This is a genomic window from Roseateles sp. P4_D2, from assembly GCF_056401875.1.
Genome location: NZ_JBFUIM010000026.1, coordinates 1 through 22,245 on the forward strand (window position 1 = coordinate 1; position 22,245 = coordinate 22,245).

The 22,245-nt window shown below is 69.2% G+C and carries 13 protein-coding genes and 2 pseudogenes; all 15 read left to right on the forward strand.

The window, feature by feature from the left end:
- Positions 1-248 (forward strand): annotated as a pseudogene (locus AC1DW0_RS29035) (dockerin); the annotation flags it as partial.
- Between the two features lie 31 nt (positions 249-279).
- The gene (locus AC1DW0_RS29040) at positions 280-1,701 is read left to right on the forward strand and encodes a hypothetical protein (protein ID WP_477949512.1); all 1,422 of its coding nucleotides are present in this window, start codon (positions 280-282) and stop codon (positions 1,699-1,701) included.
- Between the two features lie 124 nt (positions 1,702-1,825).
- Positions 1,826-3,877, forward strand: a complete 2,052-nt coding sequence (locus AC1DW0_RS29045; RefSeq protein WP_477949514.1) for a beta-galactosidase — start codon at positions 1,826-1,828, stop codon at positions 3,875-3,877.
- Positions 3,878-4,039: 162 nt separating this feature from the next.
- Positions 4,040-5,992 (forward strand): sialate O-acetylesterase, encoded by a 1,953-nt coding sequence (locus AC1DW0_RS29050; protein WP_477949516.1) that lies wholly within the window; start codon positions 4,040-4,042, stop codon positions 5,990-5,992.
- A gap of 65 nt (positions 5,993-6,057) precedes the next feature.
- Positions 6,058-7,266: a glycoside hydrolase family 27 protein gene (locus AC1DW0_RS29055; protein WP_477949518.1), complete on the forward strand. Its 1,209-nt coding sequence runs from the start codon at positions 6,058-6,060 to the stop codon at positions 7,264-7,266.
- Between the two features lie 52 nt (positions 7,267-7,318).
- A complete protein-coding gene (locus AC1DW0_RS29060) occupies positions 7,319-9,622 on the forward strand; it encodes a right-handed parallel beta-helix repeat-containing protein (RefSeq protein ID WP_477949520.1) in 2,304 nt (767 codons plus the stop codon).
- A 38-nt stretch (positions 9,623-9,660) separates the two neighbouring features.
- A complete protein-coding gene (locus AC1DW0_RS29065; protein ID WP_477949522.1) occupies positions 9,661-10,425 on the forward strand; it encodes an ABC transporter ATP-binding protein in 765 nt (254 codons plus the stop codon).
- On the forward strand, positions 10,422-11,942 hold the full coding sequence (locus AC1DW0_RS29070) for a putative ABC transporter permease subunit (RefSeq protein WP_477949524.1): 1,521 nt from the start codon (positions 10,422-10,424) through the stop codon (positions 11,940-11,942). Before AC1DW0_RS29065 ends, AC1DW0_RS29070 begins: the two co-directional genes overlap by 4 nt.
- A gap of 60 nt (positions 11,943-12,002) precedes the next feature.
- On the forward strand, positions 12,003-14,903 hold the full coding sequence (locus AC1DW0_RS29075; protein WP_477949526.1) for a M16 family metallopeptidase: 2,901 nt from the start codon (positions 12,003-12,005) through the stop codon (positions 14,901-14,903).
- A gap of 82 nt (positions 14,904-14,985) precedes the next feature.
- Positions 14,986-16,005 (forward strand): hypothetical protein, encoded by a 1,020-nt coding sequence (locus AC1DW0_RS29080; RefSeq protein ID WP_457356615.1) that lies wholly within the window; start codon positions 14,986-14,988, stop codon positions 16,003-16,005.
- On the forward strand, positions 16,005-16,811 hold the full coding sequence (locus AC1DW0_RS29085; protein WP_056194719.1) for a MotA/TolQ/ExbB proton channel family protein: 807 nt from the start codon (positions 16,005-16,007) through the stop codon (positions 16,809-16,811). Before AC1DW0_RS29080 ends, AC1DW0_RS29085 begins: the two co-directional genes overlap by 1 nt.
- Positions 16,801-17,223 carry an ExbD/TolR family protein gene (locus AC1DW0_RS29090; protein WP_056194722.1) on the forward strand — a complete coding sequence of 141 codons (423 nt, stop codon included), beginning with the start codon at positions 16,801-16,803 and terminating at the stop codon, positions 17,221-17,223. The genes AC1DW0_RS29085 and AC1DW0_RS29090 overlap by 11 nt, the downstream gene beginning before the upstream one ends.
- A complete protein-coding gene (locus tag AC1DW0_RS29095) occupies positions 17,220-18,737 on the forward strand; it encodes a hypothetical protein (protein ID WP_457356616.1) in 1,518 nt (505 codons plus the stop codon). Before AC1DW0_RS29090 ends, AC1DW0_RS29095 begins: the two co-directional genes overlap by 4 nt.
- A 191-nt stretch (positions 18,738-18,928) precedes the next feature.
- Entirely contained in the window at positions 18,929-21,865 is a 2,937-nt protein-coding gene (gene galA, locus AC1DW0_RS29100; RefSeq protein WP_457356617.1) for a beta-galactosidase GalA, read from the forward strand.
- A 53-nt stretch (positions 21,866-21,918) separates the two neighbouring features.
- Positions 21,919-22,245 (forward strand): annotated as a pseudogene (locus AC1DW0_RS29105) (hypothetical protein); the annotation flags it as partial.

Sequence of the window (22,245 nt, forward strand, 5' to 3'; positions counted from 1 at the left end):
AGGGTGCAAGCGCCATCGCGCTGGGCAAGGCCAAAGCCGGCGCGCCGTACTCGGCCGCGGTCTACGTCGTGGGCGTGATCAACGGCGTGTGGGGCGTGCATCGCTCCGACGACGCCGGCGCCACCTGGACGCGCTTCAACGACGACGCGAACCAGTTCGGCGGCATTGGCGTCATGGCGGCCGATCAAGGCATCTACGGCCGCATCTACATCAGTGGTACCGGCCGAGGAATGCTGTTCAGCAACTGAACCCCGCGCCCTTCCTCATTCCGCATCGCTCATGAACAAGACGAACTCGACAGCCACCACCTCGCTCGATGAACCGGCCCGCCGCAGCTTCGTGCGCACCGTCGCAGGCGCCGGGCTGGCCGCCATGGCCGGCGGGTCGGCGACGGCTGCCACCGCCCTGTCCGCCAACACCGCCGCCGCCGGCGCCACCGAGCCCGGCCTGCCCTTCCACGCCTGGGCCCCCACGCCGCCCATGGGCTGGAACAGCTGGGACGCCTTCGGCGCCAGCGTCACCGAAGCCGAGTACCTGGACAACGCGCGCATCCTTGCCGAGCGCTTCCTGCCCTTCGGCTACGACACCGCCACCGTCGACATCCAGTGGTACGAGGCGGGCGTCACGTCGGGCTGGTACCGGGACTTCGCGCCGCTGGTGCTGGACGGCAACGGCCGCCCGCAGCCCGCGCCCAACCGTTTCCCCAGCGCCGCCGGCGGCCGCGGCTTCGCGCCGCTGGCCGCCAAGGTGCATGCCATGGGCCTGCGCTTCGGCGTGCACATCATGCGCGGCATCCCGCGCCAGGCGGTCGGGCTGGAGCTGCCCATCGCGGGCAGCAAGTACCGCTGCAACGAAGTCGCCAACACCCACTCCACCTGCGCCTGGAACACCGACATGTGCGGCGTCAAGCCCGAGCACCCCGGCGCCTTCGACTGGTACCGCGCCTGGTTCGCGCAGCTTGCCGAATGGGGCGTGGACTTCGTCAAGGTCGACGACATCGCCGCGCCCAACTACCACGGCAAGGAAGTCGAGCTGATCCGCCGCGCCATCGACGCGACCGGCCGGCCCATGGTGCTGAGCCTGTCGCCGGGTCCGTCGCACCTGGATCAGTCCGCCCACCTGCAGGCCCACGCCAACCAATGGCGGGTGTGCAACGACTTCTGGGACACCTGGCCGCAACTGCGCGACAACCTGGTGAACCTTGTGAAGTGGGCGCCGCACGCGCGCCCCGGCGCCTGGCCCGATGCGGACATGCTGCCCGTCGGCAAGATCGGCCTGCGCAACTACGACGGCGAACCGGCGAAGCACGGCGAGCGCGACACCCGCTTCACGCGTGACGAGCAGCTGCTGATGATGACCGCCTGGACCTGCGCCCGTAGCCCGCTGATCCTGGGCAACGACCTGCGCCGCCTCGACGACTGGACGCTGCGCCTGATCACCAACCCCGAGGTGCTGGCGCTGCTGCGCGTACCTGGGGCACGCGAGTGGCACTCGGTGGCCCAGGGTCATCGCTTCGTCTGCAACGGTCCTCAAGGCACCTGGGCGGCGTGGCTGAACACCGGCGACGCGCCGTGGCAGGTGCCCCTGCCCACGTGGTTGCCGGATGCCAGCCGCGACTGCTGGGCACGCACCGACCTGCCCGCAGGCACCCGCGTGCTGACCGTGCCGCCACATGGCGCGCGCCTGGTGCGCTGCGCCTGATGGGAATCGCTGAGGCGGTCATGCTGCGGGGGGCGCACCTGCGCGTGATCGCAACCACCCGGACCGGAAACCCTCATCCTTCAAGACCAACGCCTCTCTCGCGAGCAGTTCCGACACCCCGATCATGAAACTGAAGAAGACCTTGCTTGCCTGCACGCTGGCCCTGGCCGCGCTCAACCCCGCCTTCGCCCAGAGCGCCGAAGGCCATCCCGACTGGCCCGGGGCCGGCCAGCTGTTCGCGGGCGTGAACTACCAGCCCGTGGACCGCACGCTGGAGCAGGTCAAGCGCGACGTTGCGCTGATGAAGCAATCTGGCTTCAAGGTCGTCCGCATGGGTGACCTGGCCTGGGACTACTTCGAACCCGAGGAAGGCAAGTTCGACTTCAAGCATTTCGACGCCGTGATGGCCGAGGTGCACGCCGCCGGCATCAAGGTCATCCTCGACATCCCGGGGCAGCCGGCGCCGATGTGGCTGCACCACAAATACCCCGGCGTCGACATCACCAACCAGGCCGGCACCCGCCTGGCGCCGGCCGAGCGCTACATGGACAACATCGGCGACCCGGACTACCGGCGCCTGGCCACGCGCATGGCCGACAGGCTCATCAAGCGCTACGCCAAGCATCCGGCCCTGCTGGCCGTGGGCTATGACAACGAGATCGGCAATGGCTACATCTCCTATTCCGAGGCTGACCGCAAGCGCTTCGTCGAATGGCTGAAGAAGCGCTACGGCAGCATCGACGCGCTGAACAAGGCCTGGGCCACGCAGCGCTGGTCGCGTCGCATCGGCAAGTGGGAAGAAGTGCGGCTGCCCTATGCCGACGGCCCCGGGCCGGCCGAGCGCTATCTGGACCTGCGCCGTTTCTGGTCCGACCTGACCATCGCCGTTCTGGACGACCGGGAGGCCGTGCGCCGCAAGCACACGCCCGACAAGCCTACGCTGTCGAACTACTGGAGCTGGTCGGGCCGCAAGGGCTTCGACTACCACGGCAGCTATCGCCAGCACACCACCTATGGCGCCATGGGCTTCTATGCCGGCGAACCGATCTATGGCGGATGGCAGGCCGCCCTCATCAAGGCGGGCATGACGACGCCAACCTGGTTCAACGAGTTCACCGCCGGCGGCCCGGGCTCATACGGCAGCAAGGGCTGGTCGCGCATGTGGGCCCACTTCGTGCTGCTGATGGGTGGCCAGGCCGCGCTGGCCTGGACCTACAACAGCCATCTCGGCGGCGAGGAGCAGGCGCTGATGGGCTTGATCGACCATGACGACCGTCCCTCGTGGAAGCTGGCCGAATGGGCCCGCATCGCCGGCGACTACGCCAAGCTGGAGAAACTTGGCTTCCCGCGCCGCGTCGAGCCCAAAGTGGCCATCGCCTACTCCTTCGACAACGTCGCGGCCCACAGTGCCAATGGCCCCGCCAACAGCTCACGCGACTACCTGAAGACGCCCTATCAGAAGCAGGCCCTCGGTGCCTTCGAGCCGCTGCTGAAGGACAACATCGACGTCGCGGCCATCAAGCTCTCCTACGAAGACCTGAGCCGCTACCGCCTCATCATCCTGCCCGGCATGTACCTGCTGGACAAAGCCTCCACCGAGGCGGTGCGCAAGTTCGTCACCGACGGCGGCACCGTGATCATGACGGCGCAGTCGGCCAAGGTGAACGAGCACAACCAGTGGCATGGGACGCCGTTGCCCGGCGGGCTGACCGACGTCTTCGGCCTGCGCACCAACGAGTACTACAGTGTCGCCGGCACGCTGAAAATCGGCGACGAGGAGGTGAAGGGCACGATTGAGCATTACGAGGTGCTGGAGCCCTCCACCGCCGACGTGCTGAGCCGCTTCAGCAACCTGGACGGCAGGCCGCCGGCCATCACTGTCAACAAGTTCGGCAAGGGCCGCGCGATCTACCTCGCCACACCGGCGCAGCCCCAGATCATGCGGCCGCTGCTGCGCTCGCTCTACGCGAGCCTGGGCATCGAGCCGGGTCCGAAGACGCCCGACGGCGTGTTCGCACGCGAGGTCGAAGGACGCGTGCTGTACGTCAACGCCAACTGGCAACCGATGGAGGTGCCGATCGCCGGCGCGATGAAGGGGGTGCTCGGTGACCAGCGCTGGGAAGGAAGCCTGAAGCTGGCGCCGCTCGGCGTGGAGCTGCTGGAACCTCTGAACTGAAGGATGACAGGCACTTCGCCCAGTTGTTGCACCGACTGAACGTCGGCAAGGCCAGTCGCTCCCCTCGGGGACGGCCCGCAACATCCCGGTTCGTGCGCCGCCGGATGCCGTGCAAGCGGAATTGATATTTGAGATGAAGCCCCGAAAGACGAGAACAACGCGATGAGAACGATAGCCCTCCCCCTGCTGCTCTCCCTGCTGGCTGCCACCGCGCACGCCGAGGTGCGCCTGGCCCAAGTGTTCAGCGACCACATGGTGCTGCAGCGCGACCGACCGCTGAACGTGTGGGGTCAGGCCACACCGGGCCAGACGCTGAGCATCGACCTCGGTGGCCGCAGCGGCACGGCCCGCGCAGGCGCCGACGGCCGCTGGCGCGTCCAGCTGGCCCCGTTACCGGCCGGCGGCCCGCACCGCCTCGTCGTCACGGGCGACAAGACCGCGGTGCTGAACGACGTGCTGGTCGGCGATGTCTGGCTGCTCGGCGGCCAATCGAACATGGAGTGGCCGCTGGCGCAGACCGACACCGGCCCACAGGAAGTGGCCTCACCGCAGAATGCGCAGCTGCGCCACCTGCGCGTGCCGCTGCGCGCCAGCGTGCAACCCGAAGCCAACATCGCGCCTGCGCCCTGGGTCGTCGCGGAGCCCGGCCGCGTGGCCGAGTTCAGCGCCGTCGGCTACCACTTCGCGCGCGAGATGCAGGCGGTGCAGGGCGTGCCCATCGGCCTGATCAACACGGCCTGGGGCGGCTCCATGCTGGAGACCTGGATGAGCCGCGACGCGGCGCTGCGCGACCCTGACCTCGCACCCGCGGTGCACGCCTTGCCGGCCGACAACGCTGCCTTCACTGCAGCATTGGGCCAGCGCATGCTGCCCCGCATCGCCGCCTGGCAGAAGGGTCTCCCGCTGGAGGGCGTGGACGCCTCGGGTTGGTCTGCCGCTGCCGACATCGACGCCGACTGGCCCACACTGAAGGCGCCCGGCAACTGGGAAGGCCAGGGCCTGGCCGACGTCGACGGCGTCGTCTGGATGCGCAAGCGCGTCGAGCTGAAGGCCGCCCAGGCCGCGGGAGCCGCGGAGCTGCGCCTGGCCAAGGTGGACGACTGCGACGAGGTCTGGGTCAACGGCCAGAAGGTCGGCGGCCAGTGCGGCTGGGAGCAGGCGCGCCACTACACGCTGCCAGCCGGCGTGCTGCGCTCAGGCGCCAACTGGATCGCCGTGCGGGTGACCGACACGGGCGGTGGCGGCGGCATCAACGGTGAGGCTGCCGATCTGCGCCTGGACACCTCCGCCGGCAGCGTGTCGCTCGCCGGCCCCTGGCGGGCACGCGTCGAGAAGCTCGTGGCGGCCGGCGGCCCCGTGGCGAACAGCGCCCCGGCCCTGGGCCACAACGGCCTCGTCGCACCGCTGCAAGGCCTGTCCGTGCGCGGCGTGCTCTGGTACCAGGGCGAGGAAAACTCCGGGCGTGCGGCTGCCTATGCCGACGGCTTCAAGCGCCTCATCCAGGACTGGCGTGGCCAGTTCGCCGACCCTGACCTGCCCTTCTTCTTCGTGCAACTGGCCTCGTGGCGGCCCATGGCCGAGAACCGACCCGACGGCAACGGCTGGGCCGAACTGCGCGCCAGCCAGGCCGCGGCCCTGGCGCTGCCCCACACCGGCATGGCCACGGCGATCGACGTGGGCGATGCCGTCGACATTCACCCCCGCAACAAGCGCACCGTGGGCCAGCGCCTGGCCGCGCTGGCGATGCACGAGCTGCGGCTGCGCACCGCGCCGGCCACGGGCCCGCGCCTGACCGGCCATCAGTCGAAGGGCGGCGAATTTGAGCTGCGCTTCGACACCACCGCCGGCGGCCTGCGAACTGCGCGCACCGGCGAGCCGCTGCGCGGCTTCTACGTCGCCGGCGCCGACCGGCGCTGGGTACCGGCCGAAGCACGCGTCGACGGTGATCGCATCGTGCTGCGCAGTGCCGCCGTGGCGGCCCCGGTGGCGGCGCGCTACGCCTGGGTCAACAACGCCAGCGAGGCCAATGTCGTCGGTGGCGACGGCCTGCCACTGCCGCCGCTGCGCACCGACGACTGGCCGCTGGAATCGGCAGGCCGGCGCTACGGGCGCTGAGCCCGACGCCAGTTCGACGCACCGCTCAACGGCGCTCTTCGTATCCCCCTCAAGTGAATCTCCGCATGCACCACCTGATCCGACGCGCCGCTCATACCGTCGCACTGCTCTGCTTCATCGCCACCACGCCCGCCCACGCCGACGGCACGCTGAAGCTGGAAGCTCCCAAGCCCAATGTGGCGCCAACCCCGCCGATGGGCTGGAACTCGTGGAACAAGTTCGACTGCAACGTCAGCGAGCAATTGATCCGCCAGCAGGCCGACGCGATGGCCGCCTCCGGCATGAAGGACGCCGGCTACCAGTACATCGTCATCGACGACTGCTGGCAGAAGAGCCGCGACGCCGACGGCAACATCCAGGCCGACCCCGAGCGCTTCCCGTCCGGCATCAAGGCGCTCGCCGACTACGTGCACAGCAAGGGACTGAAGTTTGGTCTCTATTCCGACGCCGGCTCTCTGACCTGCGCCGGCCGCCCGGGCAGCGCTGGCCGTGAGTTCCAGGACGCGAGCCAGTACGCCAGATGGGGCGTGGACTTTCTGAAATACGACTGGTGCAACACCGGCACCCGCAACGCCGAGGCCGCCTACACCGTCATGGCCAAGGCCCTGCGCGAGTCCGGCCGCGACATCGTGTTTTCCATCTGCGAATGGGGCACCGACCATCCCGAGCGCTGGGGCCCGACGGTCGGCCACCTGTGGCGCACCACCCATGACATCTACGACGGTTGGGAAAGCACGAAGGACAAGGGGAATGGCATGACCAACGTCCTGGACATGCAGGCCGCGCGCGGGGGCGTGTCAGCGCCAAATGCCTGGAACGACCCCGACATGCTGGAAGTGGGCAACGGCGGCATGACGACCACCGAGTACGAGTCGCACTTCTCGCTGTGGGCCATGCTGGCCGCGCCGCTGATCGCCGGCAACGACTTGTCGAAGATGGACGCCGACACGGTGCGCATCCTCACCAACAAGGACGTCATCGCCGTCGACCAGGATCCACTGGGCCAGCAAGGCCGCCGCGCGCTGAAAGAAGGCGACCTCGAAGTCTGGGTGCGTCCGCTGGCGGGCGGTGAGCACGCGGTGGTGCTGTTCAACCGCGGCAAGACGCCGGCCGACATGAAGGTGGCTTGGGAACAGCTCCAACTGCCCGTCGACCAGAAGGCCGACGTGAAGGACCTGTGGAGCAAGAAGGTCACGAAGGGCGTGAGCGGCAGCTACGGCGGCAAGGTTGCACCGCATGGCGTGATCATGGTGCGCATCAAGGCCGCGCCGTGACGGGACCGGCGAACACCAGCCATCCAACGCGGATGACCGAGAGGGACGCGCCATGAGGCTGATGACCCTGCTGCTCACTCTGGCGGTTCTGGCCTGCGGCGCGCAGGCCGATGCGCTGACCGTGAAGGACGCCAAGTCGCTGGAGACGGCCCTGCAGCGGGCGCGGACGGACAAGCGCATCCACCGCATCGAGCTGGCTGCTGGCAACTACCAGCTGTCGGCGCCCATCGTCATCGACGAGGCCCTGTCGGGCACGGCAGACGAGCCCTTCGTGCTCGCCGCTGCGCCTGGCGCCCAGCCCGTACTGAGCGGCGCGATGTCGCTGCCGGCACTGCGCTGGGAGGCCTGGAAGGACGGCCTCTGGCGCGCCCGGTTTGCTGGCGCTTCGTTCCAGCGCCTGTGGTTGGGGCAGCACATGCTCGTGCGAGCCCGCTATCCCAATCTCGACGCCGCCAACCCTGGCTTCGGCGGTGCAGCTGACGCCACGTCGCCGGAGCGCGTGGCACGCTGGCATGACCCGCAAGGTGCCGTGCTTCACGCGTTGCACGGATATGGCTGGGGCGGCCTGCAGGTCTCCATCCTCGGCAAGAAACCCGACGGCAGCCTGGACTACGGCCCGCAACTGGCCAACAACCGCGTCATGCCGCCGAGCGACAAGGACCGCTACGTCGAGAACGTGCTGGAAGAGCTGGACGCGCCTGGCGAGTGGTTCCACGACCGCCGCGAGGGCTGGCTCTACTTCAAGCCGCTGGCCGGCGAGCGACCGCCGGCACGGGGCTTTCGCGGCAGCGCGCAGGAAGCCCTGATTCGCATCGAGGGCCGCAAGGCCCAGGTGCAGCATGTGCGGGTTCGCAATCTCGTGTTCCGGGAGACGGAGCCCACCTTCCTGAAGGCCACCGAGCCGCTGCTGCGCTCGGACTGGAAGTTCTACCGCACAGGTGCCGTGACCATCGAGAACGCCGGCGACGTTCGCGTCGAGAACTCCGAGTTCGTCGACCTCGGCGGCCATGCCGTCGTCGTCAGCGGCCGCGCACAGCGCGTGACCATCTCGGCCAACCACATCCACGACATCGGCGGCACGGCCGTGGCCTTCGTCGGCAGGCCAGAGTCGGTGCGGTCACCGCTGTTCGAATACCACGAGCAGTTGGAGGTCGCGGCCATCGACCGCACGCCCGGCCCGAAGTCGGATGCCTATCCCAAGGACTCCGAGGCCAGCGACAACCTCATCCACGACATCGGCCAGATCGACCGCCAGGCCACCGGCGTGCAGCTGTCGATGGCCGCGCGCATCACCGTCGACCACAACAGCATCTACCGCATGCCGCGCGCCGGCATCAACATCGGCGACGGCACCTGGGGCGGCCACCGCCTCACCCACAACGACGTGTTCGACACCGTGCGCCTGACCGGCGACCACGGCAGCTTCAACAGCTGGGGCCGCGACCGCTACTGGCACCCCGACCGCGCTGAGATGGACCGCCGCGCCGCGGCCCATCCGGAGTTGGCGCTGCTGGACGCCGTCGAACCCATCCTCATGAAGCGCAACCGCTGGCGTTGCGACCATGGCTGGGACGTCGACCTGGACGACGGCGCCTCCAACTACGTCATCGAAGAGAACCTGATGCTGGCCGGCGGCCTCAAGCTGCGCGAGGGCTTCCAGCGCATCGTGCGCAACAACATCCTCGTGAACAGCAGCTTCCACCCGCACGTGTGGTTCGACAACGGCGGCGACGTGTTCGAGTCCAATGTCGTCATGGGGGCGCATCAGCCGGTGGAGATCAAGCGCTGGGGGCGCAGCGTGAACCGCAACTTCTTCGTGGCAGAGGCCGACCTGCGGGCCGCCCAGGCACGCGGGAGCGATGCCGACTCCGTGGCCGGTGACCCGCGCTTTGCTGCGCCGGCCCGGGGCGATTACACGGTCACGAACGCAGCGCTCGCCGCGCGCGTCGGCTTCGTCAACTTCCCCATGGACGACTTCGGCGTGCGCCCGGCGAGGCTGAAGGCGCTGGCGAAGCAGCCCGCATTCCCGGTGACCCAGCAGCTCAGCCAGGCCGCGCCACCGCAAGCCGTGCAACAGCTGTACGGGCTGAGCCTCAAGCCGGTCGAGACCCTGGGCGAGCAGTCGGCCGCTGGCCTGGGTGACAAGGCCGGCCTCATCGTGCTGAGCGTGGAGGCAGGCAGCCCAGGCGATGCGGCCGGCTTCAAGCCGCGTGACGTCATCGTCGGTGCGGAGAAGGCGGGCGCCATCGCCGATGTGGCGGCGCTGCGGGTCCTGCTGGCCGACGGGACAGACCTCGTCATCGTCCGCAACCAGGCCCGTATCCGCCTGCGCTGGCCCAGCCCCGCAAAACCATAAAAGTTGAACACGCCCGTCATCAGGCAGGGAGAAAAAAGATGAACCAACAATCTCCGCAGCGGGCATCCGCGCTGGAAATCAACGGCCTGGTGAAGCGATTCGGCGGCCAGCCCGCCGTGGACCAGCTCAGCCTCAGCATCCCGCAGGGCGAGTTCCATGCGCTGCTCGGCCCCAACGGCGCCGGCAAGACGACCACGCTGCGCATGGTGGCCGGGCTGTTGCGGCCCGATGGGGGCAGCGTGCATATCCTGGGCCACGATGTCGCGCTCGAGCCCATCGAAGCCAAACGCAGGCTGGCCTTCCTGCCCGACGACCCGCTGCTGTACGGCAAGCTGCGCCCGCTCGAGTACCTGGAGTTCGTGGCCGGCCTGTGGGGCATCGAGCCCGGCGTGGCCGCGCCGCGCGCGGAGGAACTGCTGCGCTGGCTGGACCTGTGGACTCACACCGGCGAGATCACCGAAGGCTTCTCACGTGGCATGCGCCAGAAGCTGGCGCTGGCCGGCGCGCTCATTCACGACCCGCAGTTGCTGATCCTGGACGAGCCGCTCACCGGGCTGGACGCGGCGGCGGCGCGCCAGGTGAAGGACCTGCTGGTCGAGCGAGTCAGGCAGGGTCACACGGTCATCCTCACCACGCACATCCTGGAGATCGCCGAGCGGCTGGCGCAGCGCATCAGCATCATCCATCGCGGCCGCATCACCGCCCAGGGCACGCTGGACGAACTGCGCGCCCGTGCGGCGACCGGCGGCGGGCCGGGCGGGACGCTGGAAGACGTGTTCCTGCAGCTCACGAGCGCGGCATGACGGCGCTGCTGGCGTTGCGCCCGGGCTCCGTGCAGTGGCTTCTCCGTCACGAGCTCCGGCTGGGCTGGCGCGGCATGGGCAAGCGGATGGCCCGTGGGCTGCTGGGGTTCGCCGTCGCGCTGAGCGTGGCGCTGCACGTCGGCGCCTACTTCGTTCTGCGCATGTGGCCACCCGGCAGCGAGCAGCTTGTGCTGACCATGTTGATCTGCGCAGCGGCCTGGATCGCCATCAGCCTGATGCTCGCGCAGGCCATCCTGCAGTCCGTTGAGGCGCTGTTCGACCGCGGTGACCTCGACCTGCTGCTGTCGTCACCGGTGGCGACACACACTGTTTTCATGGTGCGGGGCCTGGGCATCGTCGCCAACGTCGGTGGGCTGTTCCTGTTCCTGCTGGCGCCGTTCGCGCACGTGGGCCTGTTCCTCGGGCACCCGCAGCTGCTCGGCATCTACCTGGCGGTGCCGGCACTGGCGCTGGCGACCACCGCACTGGGCCTGGCACTCACGCTGGCGCTGGTCCGTGTGCTCGGCGCCCGCCGGGCCCGCATCGTGGCGCAGGTGCTGGGCACGCTGATGGGCGGGGCGTTGGCCGTGCTGTCGCAGCTGCCCAACGTGATCAGCGCTGCCGATCTGCAGCAACTGCTTGCCCGGCTGATCCGCTGGGCCGAGCCAGGCGGTCCGCTGGCGCCGGACAGTCCAGTCTGGTTTCCGGGCCGCGCGCTGGTCGGCGCGCCGCTGCCGCTGCTGACGGTCGCGCTGGTCGGCGTCGTCGGCTTCGGGCTCGTCATCGGTCTGGCCCACCATCGTTTCCTGGCGGGCACGCAGGAGTCCGTCACCGGCAGCGCCAGGCGTATCGCGGCGGCGCCGCAGCGCGGCAGCGTCCGGTTCAAGGGCGGGCTGTGGCGCAGCGTGCTGGTCAAGGAGTGGCGCCTCATCGCACGCGACCCGCAGCTCATCGCCCAGACGCTGCTGCAGCTGCTGTACCTGCTGCCTGTGGTGCTGCTCGCACTGCGCGGCGCGGGGCTGACCGTGCTGGCGTCTGTGGCGGTGATGCTGGCATCGTCACTGGCGAGCAGTCTGGCCTGGATCACCGTCGCGGCCGAGGATGCGCCTGACCTGCTGGGCAGCGCACCGGTTCCGCCGTCGCTGCTGCGCTGGCCGAAGGTGCTGGCCGCGCTGGTGCCAGTGTGGTTGGTGGTGTCGCCGCTGCTGCTGGTCTTGCCGACGCATGGCCTCTGGCTGACGCTGACGTTTCTTTTCTGCCTCGCCGGCGGCACGGTCTCGGCCGGTGTGATGCAGGTGTGGTACCCCATCCAGGGCAAGCGCAAGGATCTGATGCGGCGTGCGAAGGGCAAAGGACCGGTCGGCATGATCGAAATACTCACAGGCCTTGCCTGGGCGGGCACGGCGTACTGCCTGAATGAGGTACCGCGCTACTCGCCCTTGCCCTTGCTGACCGCCTTGCTCGGCTGCAGCGTGGTGTGGTGGATGGGCCGTTCACGCCGGGCAGAGATGGCATAAAAGAGAGTCGGGCCGTTGCCGGCCCATCAACAAGCCCGTCATCGGGCAGGGAGAACAAGCATGAAATCCAGATTCCAGCAGCGCGCATCCGTGCTGCACGCCGTCGCGCTGGCCGCAGCGCTGATGTGCGGCGTCGCCGCCGCGACCGCCCGTGCCGAGGCATCGGCCGCGACGGCCACCGTCGCCGCAGCGCAGCCTGCCTGGGGCCATGAGCTGGTCCAGCGCAAGCCTGATCCGGCGGTGCGTTTCGGCCGCCTGCCCAATGGCTTGCGCTACGCCATCCAGCACAACGAGACGCCCAAGGACGGCGTGGCCATGCGCATGCGCATCGGCGCAGGCTCGCTGCAGGAGCGTGATGAAGAGCAGGGCCTGGCCCACTTCCTGGAGCACATGGCCTTCCGCGGCAGCGCCAAGCTGCCAGACGGCGAGGTGGTGCATCTGTTGCAGCGCCAGGGCCTGAGCTTCGGCGCGGACACCAACGCCTTCACCGATTTCGAGCAGACCGTCTACCACTTCAACTTCCCCAAGGCCGACGCCGCGGCGCTGGACACGGGCCTGATGCTGTTCCGCGAGATTGGCGGGCACCTCAAGCTCGACGCCCAACTCGTCGAGCAGGAAAAGGGCGTCGTGCTGTCGGAGGAGCGCACGCGCGACGTGCCCGGCATGCGCGCCTTCCTTGCCGAGCAGGCCCTGACGCTGGCCGGCACCCGCGTGGCCCAGCGCCTGCCCATCGGGCGCATCGACACCGTCCAGGCCGCCACGGCCGACAAGCTGCGGCGCTACTACCAGGCCAACTACCGGCCGGACAACGCCACGCTCATCGTCGTCGGCAGCATCGACGTTGACGCCGTCGAGAAGCAGATCCGCGAGCGCTTCGCCGACTGGAAGGCGAGCGGCAAACCCGACGCCCTCGACCTCGGCGCGGCCAAGCCGACACAGCCCGCGGCCGAGTTCATCGCCGACGGCGCGCCTGACAAGCTCTCGCTGACCTGGATCAACCCGCCGGACATGCGCCCGCCCACGCTGGCCTTCGGCCGCGACGTGCTCGTGCAGCAAATGGCCGCCGGCGTGCTCAACCTGCGCCTGAGCGACCGTGCCCTCAAGCCAGGCAGCCCCTTCCTCGGCGCCTTCGGCATGGACATGCCGCGCATCTACAAGGTGACGGGCCAGGCCCAGCTGACACTGATGGCGCCGCCCGAAAAATGGGCCGAGGCCCTGGATGCCGCGACGGCCGAGCTGCGCCAGTTGCAGGCCCAGGGCGTGCAGCCGGCCGACCTGCAGCGCCTCATGCCGACCATCCGCAGCGCGCTCCAGGCCATGGTGGCCCAGGCGCCGACGCGCCAGAGCGCGGCCATCGCCGACGCGCTGGTCAACGCCGTCCACTACGAGGGTCTCTACCAGAGTGCCGAACAGGGCGTGGCCGAGGCGGAGCCGATGCTGGCGTCCATCAGGCCCGAGGAACTGACCGCCGTGCTGCGCCGCGACTTCGGTGGCCAGCCGCTGGTCTTCCGCAGTGCCAAGGCCGGCGCCGCCGGGCCGCAGGCCCTGTCTGCCCAGCTCGCCCAGGCCATGGCCCGGCCGCTGCAGGCCCAGGCCGCGCCGGTGGCCGTGACCTGGCCCTACGCCGACTTCGGCGCCCCCAGCGCCATCGTCAGCAAGACGACCGACGCCGAACTGGGCAGCACCACGCTGGCCTTTGCCAACGGCACCCGCCTGGTCATCAAGCCCACGGCACAGGAGAAGGACAAGGTCATCGTGCAGGTGCTGGTGGGCCAGGGCATGGCCGGCCTCAAGCCCGAGCAGGTGTCGGCCACCTGGACCCTGAACATGTTCCCGCTGGGCGGCACCGGCAAGCTTTCGCTGGCAGAGGTGGCGCAGTGGCAGCAGGCCGGCGGCGTGCTGGCCGGGCTGAATCTGCAAATGGACAGCCGACGCGTGCTGCTGGTGGGCGACACCCGCCCGACCGACCTCAAGCCCCAGCTCCAACTGCTGGCCGCCTTCGTGCGCGACCCTGGCTTTCGCCCGGAAATGGGTGAGAAGCTGGCCGGCGTGGCGCCGATGATGGCCAACCAGTTCGAGACGCTGCCCGGCATCGTCTACGGCCGCGAGCTGTCCAAGGTGATGAACAACGGCGAGCCGCGGCTCGGCGGCGTGCCGACGGCGGCCGAGTTGCTGGCTGCCCGCGGCGACGATGTCGGCGCCATGCTGCGACCGGCCCTGGCCGGGGCGGCTGATGTGGTGGTCATCGGCGATGTGAGCGAGGAAGCGGCCATCGCCGCCGTACAGGCCACCTTCGGCGCCGGGCCGGCGCGCCCGCGCCTGCCGGCCGTGCCGCTCAAGGCCACGCCGCCCGCCGATGGCGGCGCGCCTCATGTGGCCCTGCACAAGGGCCGCACCGACCAGGGCATGCTCGGCTGGCACTGGTCCATGCCCGACCAGTGGACAGACACCGCCTTGTCCAACACCGGCCGGGTAGCGGCCACGCTGCTGCAGACGCGGCTGGTCGACATCGTGCGCGAGAAGCTCGGCATCACCTACTCGCCGCGCGCCAGCGGCGGCGGCAGCCTGGACATCGCCGGCCAGGGGCGCTTCAGCGCCGAGATCGAGACGCCGCCCGAGAAGTTCGATGCCTTCCGTGAGGTGCTGCGCGCCCAGCTCAAGGAGCTGGCCGCCCAGCCGGTCGGCGCCGACGAGCTGCAGCGCGCCAAGCAGCCCATGATCGAGCAAAGCCGCAAGGCGCCCGAGTACAACGGCCACTGGGCCTACTGGCTGCAGCGCATCCTCATCGAGCCGCGCATGAAGGCCATGATGCAGAGCGAGACGGCCAACCTCGAAGCCGTGACGGCCGAGCAGGTGCAGGCCTTCTTCCGCGACCGCATCGCCAAGCGGGAGCCCATCGAGGTGGCGGCGCGGGCGGGTGAGGCGGCCGGGCAGGCGGCCACGCCGGAAAGGGCCAAGTAAGCAGCAGTCATCCGGTCTGCGCGTGGTTGCAGGCGCTTCGGCGCCACGCCGTCCGGACCGTGTCGAACAAGGAGCAGGAACCATGACAGAACAGCCGCAACACACGGGGGCCTCCGCGCCCGCTCAGCCTCGTCGCGTCCTCGCAATCGTCATCGCGTTCGCGGTGATAGGCACCGGGACCTGGCTGTACAAGCGCCCGCCCCTTGCCGAGGCGCCGCTGCCGAGCCCGCAGGCGCAAGCCAGTCAGGCGGCCAGCAGCGTTGCGCCGGCCGAGCCGCCGGCCCAGGCCGCGTCGACGGCAGCCTCCGCTGCGCCGGTCCAGGCCGCAGCCGCCCGGGCTTCGGCATCGGCGCCCGACTACAGCGCCATGGCCAAGAAGGCGATGGAGCAGGCCAACTCGCCGGCTGAGGCGCTGCGCAAGGTGCAGCTGGCGCTGGGCGGCGGCACGCCCAAGGAGGTGCTGGAGGCGGCGCAGACGCTGCAGATGTGCTCGATGATGGCCGGCGCGCCTGGGGCGCTGTACGCCATGCGCGACGGCGCCAACGGCGTGCCGGAACCGCTCAAGAAGATGATGGACGCCGGGGGCGGGGTCAACAAGGTGATCGAGTCCGCCGAGGGTCAGGCGCGGCGCTGCCAGGTCTTCGACCAGGCCACCCTGGGGCGCAGCAAGGAGCTGTTCCAGCGCGCCTATGAAGGCGGGGCGGAGGGCGGGGCCTCGGCCTACCTGAACGCGCTGCAGAACCCGCTTGAGAAGGAGAAAGCCGATCCCGCGCTGATCGCGAAACTGCAGGCCGAGGTCCGCAAGGCTGCGGCGGGCGGCGATGCTGACGCGCTGCTGCACCTGGCCATGGCCACCGGCGACAGCGCCCGCGATCTGGGCGTCACGCCGGTGCAGCGTGCGGGCTACAAGGTGGCTTGGAAGACCATCCAGGATGAGAAGTTTCCCGGCGTCGGCATGGGTGACATCATGGAAAAGGCCATGGCGACGGCCTTCGATCAGGCCAAGTCGACCAAGCCCCTGAGTGCCGCAGAACAAGCCGAGGCGGCCGCGTTGGCACAGCAGGTGGTGGACGCCTGGCGGCGCAAGCGCAAGGGCGGGTGATGACTGCTTCGACCGTCGTGCACCGCTGGCGGCGCGCCGCGCTGGCCGCCGTGCTGCCTCCGCTCAACCCTCCCAACTCCTTCAACTCCATGAAACGAATCGCAATCGCGCTTGGCGCAGCCAGCCTCCCCGGCCTGGCATTGGCGGCCGAGATGAACCTGGTCGAGCAGGTCGCCGAGGGTGGCGCTGCCGTGCTGGTCACGCTGGGGCTGTCCATCCTGTTCGTGGCCGTGACCATCGAGCGCTTCGTGCACCTGCGCGCCCGCGCCGTGGTGCCGGCCGACCTGGTGGCGCGCGTGCAGCCGTTGTGGACGGCGGGCCGCTTCACGGAACTGGAGACGCTGCTGGCCGACGACGGCAGCACGCTGGCGCGCGTCATCGCCTTCCTGCTCGCGCATCGCCATCAGCCCTACGCAGTCGTCAGCAGTGCGGCCGGCGACATCGCCTCGATGGAACTGCGCCAGCACCAGCAAAAGGCCTATGCGCTGGCCATCGTGGCCACGGTGGCGCCCATCGTCGGCCTGCTGGGCACGGTGCTGGGCATGATCGACGCCTTCCATGTGATCGCCTTCTCCGAAGGCATGGGCAACCCGGCGCTGCTGGCGGGCGGCATCTCGAAGGCGCTGGTCAACACCGCCGCGGGCTTGACGGTGGCCCTGCCGGCGCTGGGCATGCACCACTTCTTCAAGCACCGCCTGGCGACGCTCGGCCTGGCGCTGGAGCGGCAGATCAATGCGCTGATCAACCAGCGCTTCCTGCCCGCGCCGGAAACGCCGGCACTGCGGGTGGTGCAGCATGCGCATTGACCTGGGCGAGGACGAAGCACCGGAGATCGGCTTGATCGCGCTGATCGACTGCATCTTCTTCCTGCTGATGTTCTTCATGGTGGCGACCTCGTTCAAGCAGCCCGTCGGCGAGAGGCCGCAGAAGGAGCTGCCCATCACGCTGCCGGCCGCGCAGATGAGCCTGGACCGCGTGGGCGCTGGTGCGCCGCCGCTGACGATTGGCGTGGACAAGCAGGGCAAGCTGTATGTCGACGGCAGCGCGGTATCTGTGCAGGGCCTGCACGACCGCCTCAAGCAGGAGGCGGCGAGCAACCCGGGCCGCCCCATCCGCATCGACGGCGACGAGATGGCGCGTTATCAGGCCATCGTGCACGTGCTGGACCTGTGCCAGTTCGAAGGCTTCACCAAGATTTCCATGCACACCCGTCAATGAGCTGGGAACCCCGCCGTTCACCGCTGCTGTCCCTGCTCGTGGCAGCCGCCACGCAGGTGGTGCGCCGGCCCTATCTGTCGCTTTCCGTGGCCGCGCATGCCGCGCTGCTGGGGTGGCTGTACTACTTCGGCAGCTATCAGCTGGAGCTGCGCGAGCAGGAAGCCGAAGTCGCATCCAGCCTGCGCGCCACCGGCCAAGCCAGCACGGCCAAGCGCCTGCAAGACCTGCAGACCATCAAGCGGCTGATGGAGAAATCGGCAGCCATTGATCCAGAGCCGGGCCTGCCCCCTGCGGTGCCGCAAACGCCGCAGGAAATGGTGGAACAGGCGCGTGAGCTGTCCAAGGCCATCGACGCGCTCGACAAGGAAATCAAGGCCGAGGAGCTGGCCCAACTGACCGGCGTGCCCAAGCCGCCACCAGCGGCCGAGCCGCCACCGGCTGCGGCGCCGCAGGCGCCCGTCGCGCAAACCACGGCGGCCAGCAATAACGCTGCGCCCGAGTCCAAGGAGCCCGTCGCGTCGGAAAAGCCTTCGCAGCAGCTTGGGGCCAAGGCGAACGAGGCTCAGGCTGACGCAGGCAAGGCGGGCGAGGGCAAGGCGGGCGGCAGTACGCCAGCGCCCGTCACGCAGGAGATGGCGGACAGCGAAGTCGCCGCACTCGAAGCCAAGGCGCGAGCCACGCTGGCCAAACGTCAGCAGCGCCTGGAGGCCAAGGCGAACGGCGTGCAGGTCGAAGGCGGCAAGCCTGGCTCGGGCGGGGATGGCACTGGCGGTCGCCCCGGCGCACCGTCCGTCAAGGGCGGCGGGTCGGATACGTCGGTTCACGCCGAGATCAGCAACTTCATCGCTGCGGACGCCCGCACCGAACACGCGACATCATCGAAAAGATACTGGGGCACCGACTTCTTCGACCATGGCAAGGCCCAGATCCCGCCCGTCGATGCGGCCGGTCTCGTGCGCGGACAAGGGCGCGTGCTCGGCCAGGGCGGGGAGTACGCGAACCGGGTCTACCTGAACAGCTGGTATGTCATCGGGCCTTTCCCCGGCCGCCATGAGGGTGGCCTGTTCGACAACCCGACCTACCCGCCCGAGAAGGCGGTGCTGTTGGACGCCGTCTACTACGGCAAGGACAAGCGCCTGCTCAAGTGGCGCTACGTGACCGCGCAAAGCTATCCGTTCGTGCCGCCCGACCAGGTCGAAGATTCGGTTTACTACGGCTACACCGAGGTGTTCGTCGACGAAGCCCAGGACCTGATCGCTTGGATAGGGGCCGATGACGACGTCCAGATCTACCTGAACGACCGCATGGTGTGGAAGGGCGGCAACGCCAACAAGGCGACGTATTTCGACACCATCTTCAACGGCGGCCCGAGCTATCTGCGCGACTACAACCGCACCGAAGGCAAGCGCCTCCTGCACTTCAACAAGGGCCGCAACAAACTCTTCTTCAAGCTGTCCAACGGCCCGAATGCGTCATTCCTGTCCATGGTGCTGACGCGTTCGGAATCGCGTTGATAGCTGCGCTCAGTTCGTCGATAGGGTCTTCTCCAATTGCACCGGTCTGACCAATTTCTGCAAAATCGCCTAACTAAGGCGCGAATTTCTTATTGGTATTACCGGTATTTTGCGCAACCGCTCGCGCCACCAGCACCGTACGGTCCGGCCGCGGCTCACCAGCCGACCAAGCCTTCACGTCCGGAAAACCCATGAAACTCCAGAGCACCCTGCTGTCCCTCGCGCTGTCGCTGGCCGCACTGAGTCCCCTGGCCGCCCAAGCCCAGAGCGCCGACGGCCGCACGGATTGGCCCGGCGCCGGGCAGCCCCATGTCGGCGCCACTGCGGCCGATAGCCCGCGCCAGCGCACCCGCATCGACGATGGCTGGCGCTTCGCGCTGGGCCACGCGTCGGACCCGGCGCAGGACTTCGACCACGCCATACGGCCGTTCTTCTTCGGCAAGGCTGGTTACGGCGACGGCCCTGCCGCAGCCGACTTCGAGGACCGGCCATGGCGCCGCGTCGACCTGCCGCATGACTGGGCAGTGGAGCTGCCATTCAGCTCACGCGGCAGTACGCAGCACGGCATGAAGGCCATCGGCCGCGGCTTCCCGGAGAACAGCGTTGGCTGGTACCGGCGTGAGATCGCCATACCTGCGTCGGCGCGCGGCCAGCGCATTGCGCTGGAGTTCGACGGCGTGTTCCGCGACAGCGTCGTCTGGGTCAACGGCCACTACCTGCACCGCGAGGCCAGCGGCTACTCGGGCTTCCAGGTCGACATCAGCGACTACCTGAACTTCGGCGGGCGCAACGTCGTCGCAGTGCGCGTGGACGCCACGACGCCAGAGGGCTGGTGGTACGAAGGCGCGGGCATCTACCGCCATGTTTGGCTGACGCAGACCGGGTCGCTGCATGTGACGCCGCAAGGCAGCTTCGTGCGCGCCACGGTCGACGGCGACCGCGCCGAGGTGGCCGTCGACACCACCGTGCGCAACAGCGGCGAGGCGGCCGAGTCCTTCAGCCTGGAGCACGAGCTGCGCGACCCGGCCGGCCGCGTCGTCGCCCGCACCAGCGTGCCGGCCGGCCGCGTTGCCGCTGACGCCAGCCTGGAGGTGACGGCCCAACTGAGCGTCGTGGCGCCGCAGCTGTGGTCGCTGGAGACGCCGCAGCGCTACACGCTGACGACCCTCGTCAAGCGTGGCGCCGAGGTCGTCGACCGCGTCAACGCGCCCTTCGGCATCCGCACCCTGCGCTTCGACGCCAACGAGGGCTTCTTCCTCAATGGGCGCCACGTCAAGCTGCACGGCGTCAACAACCACCAGGACCACGCCGGCATCGGCGTCGCGCTGCCCGACGGCATGCACGAGGCGCGGCTGAAGATGCTCAAGGCGATGGGCGTCAACGCCATCCGCTTCGCCCATAACCCGGCCACGCCGGAGCTGCTGGACGCCTGCGACCGCCTGGGGATGCTCGTCATCGACGAGCACCGCATGATGGGCACGGCGCCGCAGATCCGCGACGAACTGGAACGCATGGTGCGCCGTGGCCGCAACCATCCGTCGGTCATTCTCTGGTCGGTCGGCAACGAGGAATGGGCCATTGAGAACAGCGAGATCGGCACCCGCCTGACGCGGCAGATGCAGACCATCGTGCGCCGCCTGGACCCGACGCGGCCGGTGACGCAGGCCGCCTCCAGCTCGGGCCAAGCCGAAGGCACGTCGGTCGGCTCGGACGTCATCGGCTTCAACTACAAGGGCCAGCACGACATCGACGCGATGCACCGGCGCTTTCCCGATCGGCCCATGCTCGTCACCGAGGAGGCCGCGACTCATGCCACGCGCGGCGTCTATGCCAACGATCCGGCCCGTGCCCACATCGCCGCCTACGACAAACGCACGGGCACCCGCACCTCTTCCATCGAGGAAGGCTGGCGCTTCAATGCCGAGCGCCCCTTCCTTGCCGGCATGTTCGTCTGGACCGGCTTCGACTACCGCGGCGAGCCCTCGCCCTTCGGCTGGCCCGCCGTCTCGTCGCAGTTCGGCATGCTGGACACGACCGGCGCGCTGAAGGACAGCGGCCAGTACCTGAAGGCCGCGTGGACCGCCGAGCCCATGGTGCACGTGCTGCCGCACTGGAACTGGCCGGGTCGAGAAGGCCAGCCCGTCGATGTGCGCGTCTACGCCAACACCGACGAGGTCGAGCTGCTGCTGAACGGCCGCTCGCTCGGCCGCAAGGCGCTGGAGCGCTACGGCCACCTGCAATGGGCCGTGCCCTATGCGCCGGGCAGCCTGACGGCACGCGGCTATCGGGCCGGTCAGCTCGTCACCACGCAGACCGTGGCCACCACGGGCGACGGCACTGCGGTGCGGCTGACGGTGGACCGCGCGCGGCTGCGCGCCGGCAGCGACGATGTCGCGCTGGTCACCGTTAACGTCGTCGACCGCGAGGGCCGTGTCGTTCCGACCGCCGAGCACCGCGTCGCGTTCGAAACCAGTGGGCCGGTACGGCTCATCGGCATGGGCAACGGCGACCCCGGCTCCCACGAGGCCGACCGGCCAGCTGAACTGCATCGCTACGCTGCCGCTACGCACTGGCGACACCACAGCATCGCTCGACCCGAGGAGGCGGCCGCGCTGATGGGCGGAACCGCCCAGACCGGAGGCCCCGGCTGGCGCGACCCCTTCGCATGGGTTCCACCCGACCAGCGGCCCGCCGACAGCGCCTGGAACATGGTGCAGGCCACCATCACGCGCACGGCGCCCGCCGGCGAACGCCAGGTGCTGCTCCTCGGCGAGGTCGCACCAGGTGTGCAGTTCCTTCTGGACGGCCGCCCAGTCGCGCTACGGCAGGAGGCCGGCATGGCGGCCATCGACCTCGACCCGACCGCAGGGCCCGAGGCCACGCTGACCGCCGTCTTCCCGACGCCGGCCGGTGGCACGCGCGCGCTGTTCGACGGCGCGCAGGGCGGCCGCCGCTGGGCCACGCTGCGTACCACCACACCAGCCGCACCTTGGCAGCGCAGCGTGTTCAACGGCCATGCACAGGTGATCCTGCAGTCCACCGGCAAGACCGGGGACAGCGGCCGCGCCACGCTGCGCGCCGTCAGCGAGGGCCTTGCCCCAGCTGCGACGGTGATCGAGATCTTCTGAACGCCGATAAGCCTTACAGGCTGCTAGACAACAGCCGAACGTCACAAAAGAACATGACAACGCCATCTCACGACCCCGCCCCGACCACGACTGAAACCGGACAGCAGCAGCAATGGCGGCGGGGGGTCAACGGCTATGCGCTGACCATTGCGGTGATCGTCCATCTCATCCTGCTGGCGGCGGTGCTGATGTGGCGCACCCGCGTGCCGCCCCCAGAGAAGCCCCGCATCACGGATGTGAGCATCGTTGAGCTCAAGACCCCGCCAAAGCCTCCCGAGCCCCCGCCACCCGCCCCCAAGATGCCCGATCTGCCGCCCCCGAGCATGCCGCCCATGCCCGAACTCCCGGTGATCGAGGTGCCCAAGGTCGCGCCCGTGCCG